Below are 16,850 nucleotides of genomic sequence, written 5' to 3' on the forward strand. Positions count from 1 at the left end.
GGGACCCTCCTGTGACGAACGCGACCATAATCGACCCGCTTGCGCTCGCCCAGACGCTGATTCGCGCCGAAAGCGTCACGCCTGCGCGCGGTGCGGCGTTCGACGTTCTCGAAGCTGCGTTGCTACCCTTAGGCTTTATGATCGAACGCTTTGTCGAAGGCGACGCACCCGAAGGCCCCGTCGAGAATCTGCTGGCAGTGCGCGCCGGCATCGGCCGCCATCTGGCGTTCGCCGGCCACCTCGATGTCGTCCCGCCGGGCGACGGCTGGAGTGGGTCCCCGTGGAGCGGCGCGGTGCACGGCGACCTGCTGTACGGCCGCGGCGCGGTGGACATGAAGGGCGCGATCGCCGCCTTCGCCGCCGCCGCCGGAGCGACGCCCGGCACGCTCAGCCTCATCATCACCGGCGACGAGGAAGGGCCCGCCACCTACGGCACGCCGCGGCTGATCGAGCGCATGGCCGAGCTCGGCGTGAAGCCCGACCTGTGCCTCGTCGGCGAGCCGACCTCGGTCGCGCGGCTGGGCGATACGGTGAAGATCGGCCGTCGCGGATCGGTCAACATCTGGATCGACGTGCCGGGCAAGCAGGGCCACGTCGCCTACCCGCACCTGGCCAATAATCCGATCCCGCGGCTGGTCGCGGCATTGTCAGCGATCCAGGCCATCGTCCTCGATCATGGCAATGCCTGGTTCCAGCCCTCGAACGTCGAGATCACCGACCTCAACGTGGGCAATCCCGCGGCCAACGTCGTCCCGGCGAAGGCGTCGGCGCGGATCAGCATCCGCTTCAACGACGAACAGCGTGGCGATGCGCTGGTCGAGCGGATTGCCGCCGTGGTGCAATCGCACGCACCCGGCGCGAAGGTCACCGCCAAGGTCTCGGGCGAAGCATTCCTGACGCCGCCCGGCGCGCTCTCGCAGCTCGTTGCCGACGCGATCCACGACGTAACCGGGATCGAGCCCGATCTGTCGACCACCGGCGGCACATCCGACGCACGCTTCCTGTCGCGGCTGTGCCCGACGGTCGAGTTCGGGCTGGTCAACGCGACGATGCACCAGTGCGACGAAGCCGTGGCGGTCGACGATCTGCGCGCGCTCGCCGCGATCTATGGGGCCATCATCGCGCGCGCCTGCGGCTGAGCCCTGCGTGCATCGATCCAATCGAGCAGCACGGCGCCGTCCATCGGTTCGGCGATGCCGTGGCCCTGCAGCGTGTCGCAGCCGATGACCCGCAAGACCTCGGCCTGCGCCGGCCGTTCGATCCCCGATGCCACCGCCTCGCAGCCGAGCGCGTGGATCAGCCCGATCGCGGCATGCGCCACCGTCCGTGCCTCGCGCCGCGCCGCGACGTGCTCGACGATGCTGCGGTCGAGCTTGATGCGGTCGATCGGGAGGTCGCGCAGCCGCGCGATGTTCGAATAGCCTGTGCCGAAATCGTCGATGGCCACGCGTGCCCCCTCGGCGCGCAAGGCGGCGATGCTCGCGAGCGCGGAGTCGCTGCAATGCATGGCCAGCGTCTCCCCGATCTCCAATTCCAGGAGTGCCGGCGGCGCACCCGCCTCGCGCATCGCCCCGCGCAGTTCGGCGATGAAGCCGGCGTGGTCGAGCTGGCGCGCACCGACGTTCACCCCCAGCCGGTGAGTCGCGCCCCGCCGCGCCCAAAGCGCGATCGTCCGCGCGATCTCGGCAACCTCCCATTGGCCGATCTCGACGATCAGGCCATTGTCCTCGGCACGCGCGATGAAACTCGCGGCGTGCTTGACGCCCTCCACCGGATGCCGCCAGCGCAGCAACGCCTCCGCGGCGACCACCTGATCGTCGCGAGCCGACACCTGCGGCTGGAACACCAGCGCGAACTCGCGCGCGTCGATCGCGGAACGCAGGTCGGCATCGATCCGGTCGCGAGTCGCGAGTGCCGAGGCGAGCATCGGCGTGAACGCCTCGGCGCGGCCCCTGCCCTGTTCCTTGGCATGGTACATCGCGACATCCGCCGCCTTCATCAGCTCGGTCAGCGTTGTCGTCCCGCTCGCGCGATTGGCGATGCCGATCGACGCACCGACGCACGCCTGCGCGCCGCCGATGTCGAACGGCCTGACCAGCGTCGCCAGCACATCGCGGGCGACCACGCCCGCCGCCGCATCGGGCAGGCCGGGTAAGAAGATCGTGAATTCATCGCCCGCGAGCCTCCCCACCAGCGGCGCGGCGCTCATATAGAGCGCCGCCGCGCTTTCAGCCGCAACCCGCAGCCGCTGCGCGACCTGCGCCAACAGCATATCCCCCGCGGCATGGCCGCGGGTGTCGTTCACCGCTTTGAATCGATCCAGGTCGATGAACAGCAGCGTCCCCGGCATCTCCGGCATCATCGCGGCCAAAGCCTGCTCGCAGGTCCGGCGAAAGAAGGCGCGATTGGGTAAGCCGGTGACGCTGTCGTACATCGCCAGCCGCTCGACATCGGCGAGGTTGACCGACAGCTGATCGAACAGGCTTGCCATTGTAGTGGACAGCAACGGCACCGAGGCGCCGACGTCGGCAGGAATCGGGCTGGCGAGATCGCCGTCGGCTGCGTCGATCAGTCGGGCGATGGCCGAATCGATGGCCGCCGCCGTACCCGCCACGGCGCGCTCGGCCGCAGCCCAGCAGAACAATGCACAGACGATCGCCGGGATCAGCGCAGCCGTTGCGTTTGCGATATCGACGTGCCCGCTCCATGTGGCGAGCACCGCCAGAACAAAGGCAATTGCGCCGGCCGCCAGCGCGAACACCAATCCCCGGCTCCTGAGAGTGGCGCCGTCGATCATCGGATAAACGCCTCTCCCTGGCAGCAAAGCGAGCGTGTCGTCGCTGGCTTGGGAGTAACGGCCATTGGTTAATGTTTGTGAACCACGTCAAAGGTCCGGCAGCGATCGCGATGCATATTCTTACAATTCGTCGATCGCCTTCAAAGTATCGTCGCCGGATCGGATGCAATTACCATGCAACGCGCAAGCAAGTCGTCAGCGGGTCCGGCGCAGGACGATGTAGAGCGCGCCGGTACCACCGTGTCGCGGGTGGGCGCCGCGCACTGCGGCGATCGCCCCGGCATGCCGCGACACGGCCAGCCAGTCCGCGACCGCCGCGCGTATCGCGCCGCGCGCGTGCGGACGCTCACTCTCGGCGCGCGGCGGCTTGCCGGTCACCAGCAGCAACACCCGGTCGCCGCGCGCGATGGCCCGGTCGAGCCCTGCATCCAGCAACGCATGCGCCGATGCCAGGGTGTGGCCGTGAAGGTCGAGCGACGCATCGGGTTGCACCGCGCCGCGCGTGAGTCGCCGGTCCCACCCTCCGTCGAGCGTGACGCCAGGAACGGGTCGTGATGTCGGCAATTGCCTGGAGGGTAAGGATTTAAGCGTGGTCTGCGCAGGCGGCGCCACTGGCGCGGGCGGTGTCGGGGCTGCTCGTTTGGGCACTGCAACGGGGCGGAGCGGCCTCACGCTTGCCATCACCCGAGCCCAGAGCTGCGCCTCATCGGGGTGGAGCGATCGTCCCGCCATCCGCGCTCCCCTGCAATCGTGCGCCAAGACGATCAAGCGTCCCCACGGGCAGCAGCAGAAACGCGGTGCCATGCGCGGACATGCCGCCTGCGGTCGCCGCCGCCGTTTCGCCAGCGCCCCAGAAGGTATCGAAGCGATTGGCGCCTTTGATCGCCCCGCCGGTATCCTGCGTCACCCAGAGTCCGCTCGCATCGGCACGATCGAGCGACAGGAACACCGGCGCGCCGAGCGGAACGAACTTGGCGTCCGCCGCTGCGCTGACTCGCCCGGTCACCGGTTGCCCCAGCGCGCCGATCGGAGCGCCGGCAAGCTCGCGGAAGAACACGAAGCTGCGGTTCTCGCGCATCAGCGCGCGGCCTTCGTCGGGGTGCGCGTGCAGCCACGCGACGATGCCCTGCATCGACGCCTGCCCGGCGGCGAGCAATCCGCGCTGGCGCATCAGGCTGCCGATGCCGGTGTAATCGCGGCCGTTCTGGTTGTCGTAGCCGATCCGCAGGATCGACCCGTCGGGCAGCCGCAACCGCCCCGATCCCTGGATCTGGAGAAAGAAGATCTCGACCGGATCCGCGGCCCAGGCGATCACCCGTGCGCGCCCCTCGATGGCGCCGTCCTCGATCGACGCACGGTCGGGATAGGGCACCAGCGTTCCGCCCTGGACCCGGCCACGCAGCCGCTTGCCCTTCAGATCGCCCGAGAATTGCCCAAGGTCGATGTCGACCAGATCAGACGGGCGGGCATAGATCGGCACGTCGTAGCCCGGTGCGCGCACCCGCGATCCCGCGATCTCGGGCTCGTAATAGCCGGTCGCGAATGCGCGTCCGTCGCCGACCTGCACCGCTTCGAATGCGCGCGCCAGGAATTGGCGTGCTTGCCCCGCCCGAACGCCAAGCGCCGCATCGCACGTCGGTCGCCAATCGGCGTCGATCCCTGAGAGATCGGCGCGTTTCACAAGCGCGGGGCACGTTGCGACAAAGGCGGCCCGCGCAGCCTCTGCCTGCTCCTCGGTAATCGGCAATGACGCGATCGCCGGACCCGCGCTCAGCCCTGCCGCAGCGGCGGTCGCCGAACCGGGTTTGGCGGTCGCCGCAACTGCCCCGATCGGCGTGGACGGCACAATGCGTGCCGGGGGCACGATCCTAGCACGACCCATCTGCGTCGCGCTCGGCCCGCTGGACGGCGGCACGATCCGGCCACCGCACGCCGCGACACCCAGCGCCAGTACAACGACCGCAAATCCGCGGATCACGCCTCGTCGGTGTCCGCAAGCTTCCAGTTCGGATCGCCCGCGCGCAGCGTCCGCGCGAAGGTCCAGACATCGTGGGTCTCGACCGCATCGGTCATCGATCCGGCAATCACGGCGCCTTCGGCATCGCGCGTGATCGCGGCGATGTCGGCATCGAAGCGCACGGTGATCCGCGCATCACGGCCCGATAGATGTGCATCGGCGATCACCGCGCGCTCGATCGTCACCAGCCGGTTGTCCAACGTTTCGCCCGCTGCGTTGCGCGCGGCGACTGCCTCGGCGAAGCTGGCATGGACGTCGTCCTCGACCAGTTCGACCAGCGCGTCCTCGTCGCCTTTCCAGAATGCTTCCAGCGTCATCCGGTACGCCGCCTGCGCGCCCGCCAGGAACTGGCCGACGTCGAACCCCGGCTCGCCCGCGACGATCGAGCGGAGTCCCGCTTCGGCACGAGGTTCGATGTTGCGTTCAGCAACTTCGCGCACATCAGGCGTCGCGTCCATCGTTCGCGGCAAGGTGACCGGCACGGGGCGATCCTCTGCGGCGCGCGGCAGCGGCTGCTGCTCGTGCCCCGTCCGCTTGCCGAGCACGCTGTAAAGCCGCAAGGCAAGGAAGCCAGCGATCATCGCGAGAAGAATGACGTAGAACACCGCGCCTCCGATCCAATTCGGCGATATAGGCCGCTTTGCCCTGCGTTACAAATCCGCAAGGCCGCGCAGGCCGTTGAAAGGTCGCATCGCCGCTGCTAGTCGCATCGCCCATCGGATCAACGCCCGCTTGGCGGCTTTGCTCCCCTATCCTTTTCCATACGCTCGCTAAGGACAAGATTTCATGGACGGTCAGGACAACCAGCCCCCAGCGCAGCCGCTCGCAAATGGGGCCGACACCGCGCCTGCCGCCGGGCTGATCTCGCAATATGTCAAGGACCTGTCGTTCGAGAACCCCAACGCACCCGCGATCTACCAGAACCAGAACGCGCCCGGGATCGACGTCCAGTTCAACATCGGCGCAGGGCAGATCGGCGACGAGGTTCATGAGGTCATCCTCAAGATCGAGGTCCGTGCCGAGATCGAGGGCACCGTCGCCTTCATCGTCGACCTGACCTATGCTGGGCTCTTCGGGCTGCGCAACGTTCCCGACGAGCATGTCCAGCCTTTCCTGCTCGGAGAAGGCCCGCGCCTGCTGTTTCCCTTCGCCCGCCGGGTGCTGGCGGACGCGGTGCGCGATGGCGGTTTCCCGCCGCTGCTCCTCGAGCCGATCGACTTCAGCCAGCTGTACATCCAGCAGCAGGACGCCGCCGGGCAACAGCCGACCGGAGACATCGGGCAGGCATGAACCTTGCCCGCGCGCTCGGCTCGGTCGGGGGGCTGACGCTCGCCAGCCGCGTGCTCGGGCTGGTTCGCGATTCGCTGTTCGCGACCTTTGTCGGCGCGGGCTTCGCGTCCGACGCGTTCCTGATCGCATTCCGCCTGCCCAACATGTTCCGCGCACTGTTCGCGGAAGGCGCCTTCTCGGCCGCCTTCATCCCGATGTTCAACCGCAAGGTCGCCGCCCCTGGCGGCCGCGGGCTGAGCGACGGCATCGCCTTCGCCGAGGACGCGCTGTCGGTGCTTCTCCCTGCACTGATCGTCATGATCGCGGTGATGGAAGTGGCCGCCTGGCCGATCACCTGGGCCTTGTCGGGCGGCTTCCATGCGGCGGATGGTGAGAAGTTTGCCTTCGCGGTCACACTGTCTCGGCTGACGATCCCCTATCTGCTGCTCATCAGTCTCGTCTCGCTGCTCGGCGGCATCCTCAATTCGCTGCACAAATTCTGGGTCAATGCAGCCGCCCCGATCCTCCTCAACGCGACGCTGATCGCGGCATTGCTCCTGTTCCATAATCATGCGCCGATGCTCACCGCACGCAATCAGGCAATCGCGGTGACGGTGTCGGGCGTGCTCCAGCTCGGCTGGCTCGCCCATGCCTGCCGCCGCTCGGGCGTGCGTCTGCGCATAAAGGCTCCCCGGCTCAACGCCGACGTAAAGCGTCTGCTCAAACTCGTCTGGCCTGCCGCCGCCGGCACCGGCGCGGTGCAGATCAACCTTGTCGTCTCGACCGCGCTGGCCGCGACGTTGCTGCCCTCGGGCTCGGTCTCGTACATCTATTTCGCCGACCGGCTGAACCAGCTGCCGCTCGGCTTAATCGGCATCGGTCTCGGCACCGTGCTCCTGCCGACGATCAGCCAGGCGCTCGGCCGCGGTGACGAGAAGGGCGCAATGGAGACGCAGAATCGTGGCCTGGAACTGGCCCTGTTCCTCACGCTCCCAGCCACCGCCGCGCTGATCGTCTGCGGCGTTCCGATCGTCGGCGCGCTGTTCCGCCACGGCCATTTCACCGCCGCCGATGCCGCCGCTACTGCGCAGGCGCTCGCCGCCTTCTCGGTCGGTCTGCCGTCCTATATCCTCGTCAAGGTCCTGACGCCGGGCTATTATGCCCGCTCCGACACGCGAACGCCGGTACGGTATGCGACGATTTCGATGGTCGCGAACCTCTTGCTCAATCTCGTGCTGATCGTGCCGCTCCAGCACATGGGCCCGCCGCTGGCGACCGCGCTGGCGAGCACGCTCAACGTCGCCCTCCTCTACCGCACACTCTCCAAACGCGGACAATTCACCCCGGACGCACGGCTGAAGCGCCGGGTCTGGCGCCTCGCGCTGGCCGCGGTCATCATGGGCGCAGTGATGTGGTGGCTGAACGACTTGTTCCAGCCTTATGTCGCCGGTCCCTCCATCCAGCGCTGGGGTGCGATGGGGACGCTGGTCGCGACCGGCGGGGTCGTCTATGCGGCGGCGACCTTCGCGACCGGAGCCTTTCGCGTCGCCGACATACGGGCGCTGGTGCGCCGCCGATCCTAGGACCCCACGAATGCGCGTCGTCTCCGGCATCCAGCCCACCGGCAATCTGCACCTCGGCAATTACCTCGGCGCGATCCGGCAATGGGTGGCCCTTCAAGACTCCTTCGGGCAGGACCAGATGCAGGCGGACGGCGACTGCCTGTTCTTCCTGGCCGATCTCCACGCGATCACCGTTGCCGTCGATCCCGCGACGCTCGGCGCCAACACGATCGAGATGGCGGCAGCACTGCTCGCATCCGGCATCGATCCGGAACGCTCGACGCTGTTCAACCAGGCGCGCGTTCCCGCGCACGCCGAACTCCAGTGGCTGCTCGCCGGCACCGCGCGCATGGGCTGGCTGAACCGCATGACCCAGTGGAAGGACAAGGCGGGCAAGAACCGCGAAGGCGCCAGCGTCGGGCTGTTCACCTATCCCGTCCTCCAGGCGGCGGACGTGCTCGCCTATGGGGCCACGCACGTGCCCGTCGGCGACGACCAGAAACAGCATCTCGAGCTCGCTCGCGACATTGCCGCCAAATTCAACACCGACTTCGGCGTCGATCTGTTCACCTTGCCTGAACCCTTCATCTCCCCCGCTGCACCGCGGATCATGAGCCTGCGCGACGGCACCGCGAAGATGTCGAAATCCGACCCGTCGGACGCGTCGCGCATCAATCTGATCGACAGCAACGACGCGATCGCACTGAAATTCCGCAAGGCAAAGAGCGATGCGGGGGAATTGCCGGACCGTCTGGAAGGCCTGAACGAACGCCCCGAGGCGCGCAATCTGGTGACGATCTACGCCGCGCTAGCGGGCGAACCCGTCGACGCGGTGCTGGTGCGCTTCGCTGGCCAAGGCTTCGGCGCATTCAAACCTGTCCTCGCCGATCTCGCGATTGCGACGCTCGGTCCTATCCGCGACCGCATGACAAGGCTGCTCGACGATCGCGCGGCGGTGGCGAGGGTGCTGGAGAAGGGCGCCGCGAGGGCGCGCGATGTGGCGGCTCCGACGCTGTTGGCGGCACAGCGTGCGATGGGGTTGCAGGTGTAATCGGACAGGCGGCATAATCGCGTTCCAACGTTGGAGACGCAGCATGGCTCAGAACCCGATCATCGCCATCGCCAGCAAAGGCCTTGCCCAGCACCGTAAGGTCGCCATCCTGGCTTCATGCTTTCCCGAATGGGAACATCTGAAAACAATCGACGAGCCCGAGCCGGGCATCGCGCGGATGACGATCGACGCCGACACGCCGGTCGAATTCTATGCGCCCGTCGGATCGATCAGCGGCGTCAGATTTTCGGACTGAGTGGCTTCAGCCCCCCAGCTCGCTCAACAAAACCCGCACCGCCGCATCCACATCCCGGTCGGTGTCGCGCAGCGCCTCGATCCGCTTCACCGCATGGATCACGGTCGAATGATCGCGGCCGCCGAACTTGCGCCCAATCTCGGGCAGCGAGCGCGTCGTCAGCCGCTTGGCCAGATACATCGCGATCTGCCGCGGCCGGGCCACTGCGCGCGAGCGACGCGCCGATATCATGTCGAGCGGCTTCATCTCGAAATGGTCGGCCACCCGCTTCTGGATATCGTCGATCGTCACCCGCCGCTGTGCGCCCTTGAGCGTGTCGCCCAGCGTGGCCATCGCAAAATCGAGGTCGATCGTCGCGCCGGTCAGTTGCGCATAGGCGACGACCCGATTGAGTGCGCCCTCCAGCTCGCGGATGTTGGCGTGAATACGCGCCGCCAGCAGATCGCGCACGTCCACAGGCACCGCGATGCCGGCCCGTTCGCACTTGCGGTCGAGAATCGCGCGGCGCAGCGGCAGCTCGGGCGGCTTGATGTCCGCGACCAGCCCGCCGCCCAGCCGCGACACGATCCTGGGCTCGACGCCGTCAAGCGCCTGCGGGCAGCGATCCGCAGTGATGACCACGCGCTTGCCCGCGCCCATCACCTCGTTGAGGGTGTGGAAGAACTCCTCCTGGGTCGCATCCTTGCCGGCGATGAATTGCAGGTCGTCGATCAGCAGCAGGTCGCACCCGCGCAGCCGCGCCTTGAACGCAAAGGTATCGCGCGCGCGCATCGCCGAGACGAAATCGTACATGAACCGCTCGGCCGACATGCACAGCACGCGCGAATTCGGATGAGTCGCCAGGAATGCATGGCCGACCGCATGCATCAGGTGGGTCTTGCCCTGCCCCGTCCCCGAATGGAGGAACAGCGGGCTGAACCGCGGCGCGCCCGCCTCCGCCATCGCGCGCGCGGCGTTGAACGCCACCCGGTTCGACGTATCGACCACGAACGCATCGAAGGTGAAGCGCGTGTCGAGCGGCGGCCGCTCGAGGTCAACCGGCGCCTCGTTTCGCAGCGGCGGCAAATGAGACAGTTCGGCGACGATCACCGTCGGCTCGGGGCCGACCACCCGAGTCTCGATCGAAACCGAGCGCACGTGCGGCAGGATTGCACGGAACTCCAGCGCAAGCCGGTCTGCATAATGGTTGCGCACCCAATTGGTCATGAACGCCGACGGCAGCGCGAGCCGCACCGCATCGGCGTCGCCGCTGTCGATCAGCGCCATGGGTTTCAGCCATTGATCGAAGACCCGAGCGCCCGCAGACTCGCGCAAGGAGGCGCGCACGCGGGCCCAGGCCTTCGCGGCCTCGCTCGCTGCACCCGATCCTGCCTGCCAATCCGTCACGCACACCTCTCCGTCTTCCGCCCGCGTGATCGCGCAACGGACCTGTTGATCTCCGATGGTCGAACGCCCCCGATAGGCGGCCATGCCACCTTGCGCAGATACCAATCGCTATGAACGGGTCGATGGTCACCGACCCCGCAAGGAACAGTTAGGAGCGGACCGCCGAGTCGATCAAGGAAACAAAAATGTCATATCCCCATTGACAGCATCGCGACCGCGGAATCCCGTCAAACTATCTCATAAGCTCTTGAAAACTATATAGGGTTTGCGCCTTGGGCGGAGATGCACTACCCGAATCGCGAGGAATCCGTGAGTCCCGAACAGCGGTCCCGATCCGTTCCACCGACACTGCTTGTATGCCGCCCGGATGCTGCAGCGCACACGCGAAAAGGCCCGCCGGGAGTCCTCCCGGCGGGCCTTCTGGAAACGTCCGATGGGCGGCCTACGCCACCCAGCTTATGCCAGTGAGGTCAACCGCTTGGTCAGCCGCGCGAACTTGCGGCTGGCGGTGTTCTTGTGGAGCACGCCCTTGGCGACGCCGCGCATCAGCTCGGGCTGAACCGCCGCAAGCGCGGTGCTGGCCGCTGCCTTGTCGCCCGAAGCCAATGCCGCTTCGACCTTCTTGACGAAGGTACGGATGCGGCCGACCCGGTTGCCGTTCACTTCCGCGCGACGGTCGTTGCGACGGATACGCTTTTTCGCCTGCGGCGTGTTCGCCATGAAGCCCTCTGAATGCAAAAGAATTGGGGGCGTGAGGCAGATGCCTACACCCTCTCGAAGGCGCTGCCCCTAAACGAGTTGCGCAAACCGGTCAACCACGCTGGCACGCCGGGCACCAGAACGTCGATCGGCCCGATTCGACCCGCCGCTTGACCACACCGCCGCAATCGCACGCCTCGCCCTCGCGGCCGTAAGCCAGGAACTGCTTGCTGAAATACCCCAACTCCCCGTCCGGCGCGGCAAAGTCGCGTAAGGTCGAGCCCCCCGCCTCGATCGCTGCCATCAGTACCGCGTGGATCGCTGCGACCAATCGCTCCAGCCTGACCAGCGCGATCCGCCCTGCCGCCCGCGACGGCGCAATCCGCGCCATATGGAGCGCTTCACAGACATAGATATTGCCCAGTCCTGCCACGATCCGCTGGTCGAGCAGCATTGCCTTTATCGGTGCACTCCGCCCTGCCAGCGCGTCCAGCAGGTAGGCACCCGTCAACGCCGGCCCGAGCGGCTCCGGTCCCATTGCCGCGAACGGCGGATAGGTGTGGATGTCGTCGGTGCGACACAGATCGAGAAAGCCGAATCGCCGCGGATCGTTGAGGACGACGCTGCGCCCCACCCCCGTCTCGATCAACAGATGGTCGTGCGCCAACGGCTCGCTCGGATCGACTCGCCAGCGTCCCGACATGCCGAGATGGAAGATCATCGTGTCGCCGCGATCGGTGGCGATCGTTCCGTATTTCGCACGTCGCCCGAGCGCGGTCACCGTCGCACCCGTCATCCGTCGGCGCAGGTCGACCGGAATCGCCTTGCGCAGGTCGGCGCGGCGCGGCTCGACCGTGACGAGCCGCTGCCCGGCCAGCACCGGGGTCAGGCCGCGAACGGTGGTCTCGACTTCGGGGAGTTCGGGCATCCTGATCCTAGCCGCGGTGCCGGCCCGCTCCGCCACCCGGCCACCCACAGAGTATCCTGACTGGGTGGCCGGGTGGGGGAGCGGGCCGGCACCGCCTTCAAGACGCGAACTAGGTTCGGTTTGCCGCAGTCACAAGGGCGGGCTAGAGCCGCGGCCATGAGCGAAACCGTCTCCTTTGGCCACGAAGACGTGGCCCCCGCCGAGAAGACCGCCCGCGTCGGCGGCGTCTTCACCAGCGTCGCCGCCAGCTACGACCTGATGAACGATGCGATGTCGGGGGGCATGCACCGCCTGTGGAAGGACCGCTTCGTCCGCCGGGTAAAGCCGCGCGAGGGGGAACAGATCCTCGACATGGCGGGCGGCACCGGCGACATCGCATTCCGCATGGCCGCGAGCGGAGCCGCGATCACCGTCGCCGACATCAACCCCGCGATGCTGGAGGTCGGCATCGAACGCGCGGCGAAGCGCGGCATCGACGGCCTGGTCTGGACCGAGGCGAACGCGGAGACCCTCGCCTTCCCCGACCGTTTCTTCGACGCCTACACGATCGCCTTCGGCATCCGGAACGTGACCGACATCGCCGCCGCGCTCCGCGAAGCGCACCGGGTGCTCCGCCGCGGCGGCCGCTTCTTCTGCCTCGAATTCTCGACCACCCAGTGGCCCGGCTTCAAGGACGCCTACGCCCTCTACTCGCGCAAGGCAGTCCCCCAGCTCGGCACACTGCTCGCCGGCGACAGCGACAGCTATCGCTACTTGATCGAATCGATCGAGCGCTTCCCCGACATGCCGGCGTTCGAGGGGATGATCCGCGACGCAGGCTTCATCAACACCCGCGTCGAGTCCTTGCTCGGCGGCCTCGTCGCGATCCATTCCGGGTGGAAGATTTGATGGCGACGCATAATTCCTCCCCCGCAGGGGGAGGGGGACCAGCGAAGCCGGTGAGAGGGGATCGCCGTACGCGAATCGCTCGCGGCATTCCCCCTCCACCGCGCTCTGCGGGCGCGGTCCCCCTCCCTCTGCGGGGGAGGATTTCTTTGTGACCGCCCCCGTCGTCCACGTCGCGCGTCTCCTCAAATGGGGCCGCATCCTCGCGCGTCACGGCGCGCTGACCGGGATCGAGCGCGATCCCAGCACGCCCGCCGCGATCCGCCGTCTCGTCCGCTTGGCGCGGGTCGGCGCGCGGGTGCCGAAGGTCCCGCGCTACGCCGATGCATTCCAGGCGATCGGCCCAGCCGCGATCAAGCTGGGCCAGACGCTCGCCACTCGCCCAGACCTGGTCGGCGAAGACGCGGCGCACGATCTCATGCGCCTCCAGGACGACCTGCCGCCGGTTCCGTATGCGACGATCCATGCCGCGTTGCAGGCGAGCTTCGGCCGTGATCCGGCAGCGCTCTTCGCCCGCATCGACGAGACGCCCGTCGGCGCCGCCTCGATCGCGCAGGTTCACCGCGCGGTCACGACCGACGGCCGAGACGTCGCGATCAAGGTGCTTCGCCCGCACGTCGAGGAGGAGTTCGCGCGCGCCATCGACACCTATCAATGGGCCGCCGCGCAACTGGAGGCGCTCAGCCCCGAAGCCCGCCGCCTGCGCCCGCGTCTGACCGTCGAGAACTTCCGGCGCTGGACCTTGCGCGAACTGAACTTCCGCCGCGAGGCGGCCTCCGCCTCCGAACTCGCCGAATCGATGACGGCCGAGCCCGATTTCGTCGTCCCCGCGGTCGACTGGCAGCGCTCGACCGCCAAGGTGCTGACGATCGCGTGGATCGACGGCATAAAGCTGGCGGACCGCCCCGCGCTGGTCGCGGCCGGTTTCGACATGCCCAGATTGGCGCGCACGCTGATCCAGGCGTTCCTGCGCCAGGCGATCGCGGAAGGGTTCTTCCACGCCGATCTGCATCAGGGGAACCTGTTCGCACTCCCCGGCGACAAGATCGCCGCGATCGACTTCGGCATCATGGGGCGGATCGACCGGCGCGCGCGCGTCTGGCTCGCCGAAATCCTCTACGGCCTCATCACCGGCAACTACAAACGCGTCGCCGAAATCCATTTCGAGGCGGGCTACGTCCCCAGCCACCACAATGTCTCCGAATTCGCCACTGCCTTGCGCGCGGTCGGCGAGCCGATGCGCGGGCTTGCGGTCAAGGACATGTCGATCGGCACCATGCTCGACAGCCTGTTCTCGATCACCCGCGATTTCGACATGGTGACCCAGCCGCATCTGCTGCTGCTCCAGAAGACGATGGTCATGGTCGAGGGCGTCGCGACCAGCCTCGATCCCGACATCAACCTGTGGGACGCCGCCGCGCCCTTCGTACGCGAGTGGATCCGTACCGAGCTTGGCCCCGAGGCGGCGCTCGCCGATCGCCTGATCGCCGACGTGAAGACGCTCGCCGGCCTGCCCGAGCTCGTCCGTCGGATCGAGGCCCGCTACCCCGCACCCGGCGGCGAGCCCCCTGCCCCGCCGCTCGCGGACATCGAGATCGTGCGGATCGGTGGCGGCTGGCGCTATGCGGCGGTCGCGGTGCTGACCGCGGCGGCCAGCGTCGTCGCGACCCTGCTGGCGCTGCGCTGACGCGCATGCGGCGCCTGCAAACCCCGCTGTGGCTCGCGCGGCCGACCCGGTTCGCGACGCTGTCCCACACCGGCGCCCGCATCGCGCTGGCATTGATCGCGCTGCTGCTCGCCGCCACATCCCTGGCGTTCGACACGCCCGCGCCACCCGCCGCCAGCGGCGATGCCGCCCAGCGCGCCGACGATCACGCCGACGTCGTCCTCTACGAGGGCATCGTCGAGAGCATGCGTCACGGCGGCGACTATTACACCGTTGCCGCAGCGGCGCTGCGCGGCGGCAATTACCCGTTGAAGCCGTTCGTGACCTTTCGCCTGCCGACGCTCGCCGCCGTGCAGGCGCTGCTGCCTCCCGCCGCGGTGCTGGCGCTGCTCTGGACCTTGTGCATTGCGGTCGCGGTCGCCTGGCACGCGCGGCTGAAGCCCGCGTTCGCGCGCGCGCCGCCGCGGATCGTCGCGATGGTGCTGCTCGCGGGTGGCCTGGTGATGTTCGTCCAGCCGAGCCTGATCGCCTTCCATGAGCTCTGGGCCGGGCTGCTGATCGCGCTGTCGCTTGCGGTGCGCATGCCCGGCCGCTGGATCGAGGCCGCCGCGCTCGGCCTGGCCGCGATGCTGGTCCGCGAGACCGCTGCGCTCTACGTCGCGGCAATGGCCTGCTTGGCCTTTGCCGAGGGGCACCGGCGTGAAAGCGCTGGCTGGGCCGCCACGCTCGGCGTTCTCGCGCTCGCCGTCGCCGCGCACGCGCATGCGGTGGCGCAGGTTGTCGAACCGCTCGATCCTGCCTCCCCCGGATGGGCGGGCATGATGGGCTTCGGCTTCTTCGTGCGCACGATGACGATCACGACCGCGCTGACGCAAGCGCCGTTGTGGCTCGCCGCGCCGCTGGTGGGGCTGGCGCTTGCAGGATGGGCGGCGTGGCGCGAGCCGCTGGCGCTGCGTGCGGTCACCGTCTTCGCCCTTTATGCCGCGCTGCTCGGCGTCGCGGGGCGAGTCGATACCTATTATTGGGGGCTGCTCGTCGCGCCGACCCTGCTGGTCGGGCTCGCCTTTGCCCCCGATGCGCTTCGCGACCTGCTCGCAGCGGCGCTCGACCGACGCCGGATCACGGTAAAGAGGGTCGTGCGATGAAGCGCATCCTGCTGATCGTCGGTGGCGGCATCGCGGCGTACAAGGCCTGCGAGTTGATCCGCCTGCTGAGGAAACGCGGCCACGCGGTCCGCTGCGTCCTGACCGCGGGCGGCACGCATTTCGTCACCCCGATGACACTGGCGGCGCTCAGCGAGGACAAGGTCTACACGACATTGTGGGACCTGAAGGACGAGGCCGAGATGGGCCACATCCAGCTCAGCCGCGAAGCCGATCTGGTCGTTGTCGCGCCCGCCACGGCCGACCTGCTGGCGCGAATGGCGGCAGGCATCGCCGACGACCTCGCCACCACCCTGCTGCTCGCCACCGACAAGCCCGTGCTCGCCGCTCCCGCGATGAACGTCCGCATGTGGAGCCATCCCGCCACCCGCCGCAACGTGGCGCAACTGCGCGCCGATGGCGTGCGCGTGCTCGAACCCGACGAGGGTGCGATGGCGTGCGGCGAGTACGGCGCCGGCCGCCTGCCCGAACCCGAAGCGATTGCGAACGCGATCGACCGCGAGCTCGGTGCCGCGGACAAGCAGCTGGCGGGCCGCCACGCACTCGTTACCGCGGGGCCGACGCACGAGCCGATCGACCCCGTCCGCTACATAGCCAACCGCTCCTCGGGCCGCCAGGGTTTCGCGGTCGCCCGTGCTCTCGCCGAGCTGGGCGCACGCGTGACGCTGGTTGCCGGGCCGGTAACGCTGGACACACCGCCCGGAGTCGACCGGATCGACGTCGAGACCGCGCGCGAAATGGCCGCCGCTGTCGACGCCTCCCTGCCCGCCGACGTCGCGGTCATGGTCGCCGCAGTCGCCGACTGGCGAGTCGACGCCGCCGCGCAGAAGGTCAAAAAGGGTGACGCTCCGCCCGCACTGACCTTCGTCGAGAACCCCGACATTCTGGCAGACCTCGCACGCAGCGACCACCGCCCCCAGCTGCTGGTCGGCTTCGCGGCGGAAACCGAACAGGTCGTCGCGCATGCCACCGCCAAGCGCGCGCGCAAGGGCGTCGACTGGATCGTCGCCAACGACGTATCGGCCGGCGTCTTCGGCAGCGCGGCCAACACCGTTCACCTCGTCACCGCCGACGGCGTCGAGGATTGGCCGCGCGCCTCCAAGGACGCGGTCGCGCAGGCGCTGGCGCGACGGATCGCGGACCGGCTGGGGTGAAACGCTTGCCACCTGTT

The 16,850-nt window shown here is 68.1% G+C and carries 16 protein-coding genes; 9 read left to right on the forward strand and 7 right to left on the reverse strand.

The window, feature by feature from the left end:
* The first annotated feature begins 11 nt into the window (after window positions 1-11).
* Window positions 12-1,139 (forward strand): succinyl-diaminopimelate desuccinylase, encoded by a 1,128-nt coding sequence (dapE, locus tag ACE5C1_RS16315; RefSeq protein ID WP_374945128.1) that lies wholly within the window; start codon window positions 12-14, stop codon window positions 1,137-1,139.
* Here the strand turns inward: dapE and ACE5C1_RS16320 are convergent.
* The 4 genes from ACE5C1_RS16320 to ACE5C1_RS16335 all read right to left on the reverse strand — a co-directional run bounded on the left by ACE5C1_RS16320 (window position 1,106) and on the right by ACE5C1_RS16335 (window position 5,419).
* Window positions 1,106-2,797: a putative bifunctional diguanylate cyclase/phosphodiesterase gene (locus tag ACE5C1_RS16320; protein WP_374945129.1), complete on the reverse strand. Its 1,692-nt coding sequence runs from the start codon at window positions 2,795-2,797 to the stop codon at window positions 1,106-1,108. The two genes, dapE and ACE5C1_RS16320, sit on opposite strands and share 34 nt — an antisense overlap.
* Window positions 2,798-2,992: 195 nt before the next feature.
* Complete coding sequence (locus ACE5C1_RS16325; protein WP_374945130.1) at window positions 2,993-3,529, reverse strand: Smr/MutS family protein; 537 nt, start codon at window positions 3,527-3,529, stop codon at window positions 2,993-2,995.
* Entirely contained in the window at window positions 3,501-4,679 is a 1,179-nt protein-coding gene (locus ACE5C1_RS16330) for a murein transglycosylase A (protein ID WP_374945184.1), read from the reverse strand. The genes ACE5C1_RS16325 and ACE5C1_RS16330 overlap by 29 nt, the downstream gene beginning before the upstream one ends.
* Window positions 4,680-4,771: 92 nt before the next feature.
* Window positions 4,772-5,419, reverse strand: a complete 648-nt coding sequence (locus tag ACE5C1_RS16335; RefSeq protein ID WP_374945131.1) for a Tim44/TimA family putative adaptor protein — start codon at window positions 5,417-5,419, stop codon at window positions 4,772-4,774.
* A 181-nt stretch (window positions 5,420-5,600) separates the two neighbouring features.
* Here ACE5C1_RS16335 and secB point away from each other — a divergent pair, with 181 nt between their 5' ends.
* From secB to ACE5C1_RS16355, 4 genes are read left to right on the forward strand one after another with little or no spacing between them, the layout of a single operon-like run.
* Window positions 5,601-6,104: a protein-export chaperone SecB gene (gene secB, locus ACE5C1_RS16340; protein WP_374945132.1), complete on the forward strand. Its 504-nt coding sequence runs from the start codon at window positions 5,601-5,603 to the stop codon at window positions 6,102-6,104.
* Window positions 6,101-7,666: a murein biosynthesis integral membrane protein MurJ gene (gene murJ, locus ACE5C1_RS16345; RefSeq protein ID WP_374945133.1), complete on the forward strand. Its 1,566-nt coding sequence runs from the start codon at window positions 6,101-6,103 to the stop codon at window positions 7,664-7,666. Before secB ends, murJ begins: the two co-directional genes overlap by 4 nt.
* 10 nt (window positions 7,667-7,676) lie before the next feature.
* A complete protein-coding gene (gene trpS, locus ACE5C1_RS16350) occupies window positions 7,677-8,696 on the forward strand; it encodes a tryptophan--tRNA ligase (protein ID WP_374945134.1) in 1,020 nt (339 codons plus the stop codon).
* A 43-nt stretch (window positions 8,697-8,739) separates the two neighbouring features.
* Window positions 8,740-8,952, forward strand: coding sequence for a hypothetical protein (locus ACE5C1_RS16355; protein ID WP_374945135.1), 213 nt, complete (start codon window positions 8,740-8,742; stop codon window positions 8,950-8,952).
* A gap of 6 nt (window positions 8,953-8,958) precedes the next feature.
* On the opposite strand, the gene dnaA is transcribed toward ACE5C1_RS16355, so the two are convergent.
* From dnaA to mutM, 3 genes are all read right to left on the reverse strand, one after another.
* Entirely contained in the window at window positions 8,959-10,338 is a 1,380-nt protein-coding gene (dnaA, locus tag ACE5C1_RS16360; RefSeq protein WP_374945136.1) for a chromosomal replication initiator protein DnaA, read from the reverse strand.
* Window positions 10,339-10,794: 456 nt separating this feature from the next.
* Window positions 10,795-11,058, reverse strand: coding sequence for a 30S ribosomal protein S20 (gene rpsT, locus ACE5C1_RS16365; protein WP_374945137.1), 264 nt, complete (start codon window positions 11,056-11,058; stop codon window positions 10,795-10,797).
* 91 nt (window positions 11,059-11,149) lie between these two features.
* Window positions 11,150-11,965 carry a bifunctional DNA-formamidopyrimidine glycosylase/DNA-(apurinic or apyrimidinic site) lyase gene (mutM, locus tag ACE5C1_RS16370; protein WP_374945138.1) on the reverse strand — a complete coding sequence of 272 codons (816 nt, stop codon included), beginning with the start codon at window positions 11,963-11,965 and terminating at the stop codon, window positions 11,150-11,152.
* 156 nt (window positions 11,966-12,121) lie between these two features.
* Here mutM and ACE5C1_RS16375 point away from each other — a divergent pair, with 156 nt between their 5' ends.
* From ACE5C1_RS16375 to coaBC, 4 genes are all read left to right on the forward strand, one after another.
* Window positions 12,122-12,853, forward strand: coding sequence for a class I SAM-dependent methyltransferase (locus ACE5C1_RS16375; protein WP_374945139.1), 732 nt, complete (start codon window positions 12,122-12,124; stop codon window positions 12,851-12,853).
* Between the two features lie 148 nt (window positions 12,854-13,001).
* Window positions 13,002-14,537: a 2-polyprenylphenol 6-hydroxylase gene (gene ubiB, locus ACE5C1_RS16380; RefSeq protein ID WP_374945140.1), complete on the forward strand. Its 1,536-nt coding sequence runs from the start codon at window positions 13,002-13,004 to the stop codon at window positions 14,535-14,537.
* 5 nt (window positions 14,538-14,542) lie between these two features.
* Window positions 14,543-15,661, forward strand: coding sequence for a hypothetical protein (locus ACE5C1_RS16385; RefSeq protein ID WP_374945141.1), 1,119 nt, complete (start codon window positions 14,543-14,545; stop codon window positions 15,659-15,661).
* Window positions 15,658-16,833 (forward strand): bifunctional phosphopantothenoylcysteine decarboxylase/phosphopantothenate--cysteine ligase CoaBC, encoded by a 1,176-nt coding sequence (gene coaBC / locus ACE5C1_RS16390; RefSeq protein ID WP_374945142.1) that lies wholly within the window; start codon window positions 15,658-15,660, stop codon window positions 16,831-16,833. Before ACE5C1_RS16385 ends, coaBC begins: the two co-directional genes overlap by 4 nt.
* Window positions 16,834-16,850: the final 17 nt, after the last annotated feature.

The organism is Sphingomonas sp., assembly GCF_964263785.1.
Classification (GTDB): Bacteria; Pseudomonadota; Alphaproteobacteria; order Sphingomonadales; family Sphingomonadaceae; genus Sphingomonas.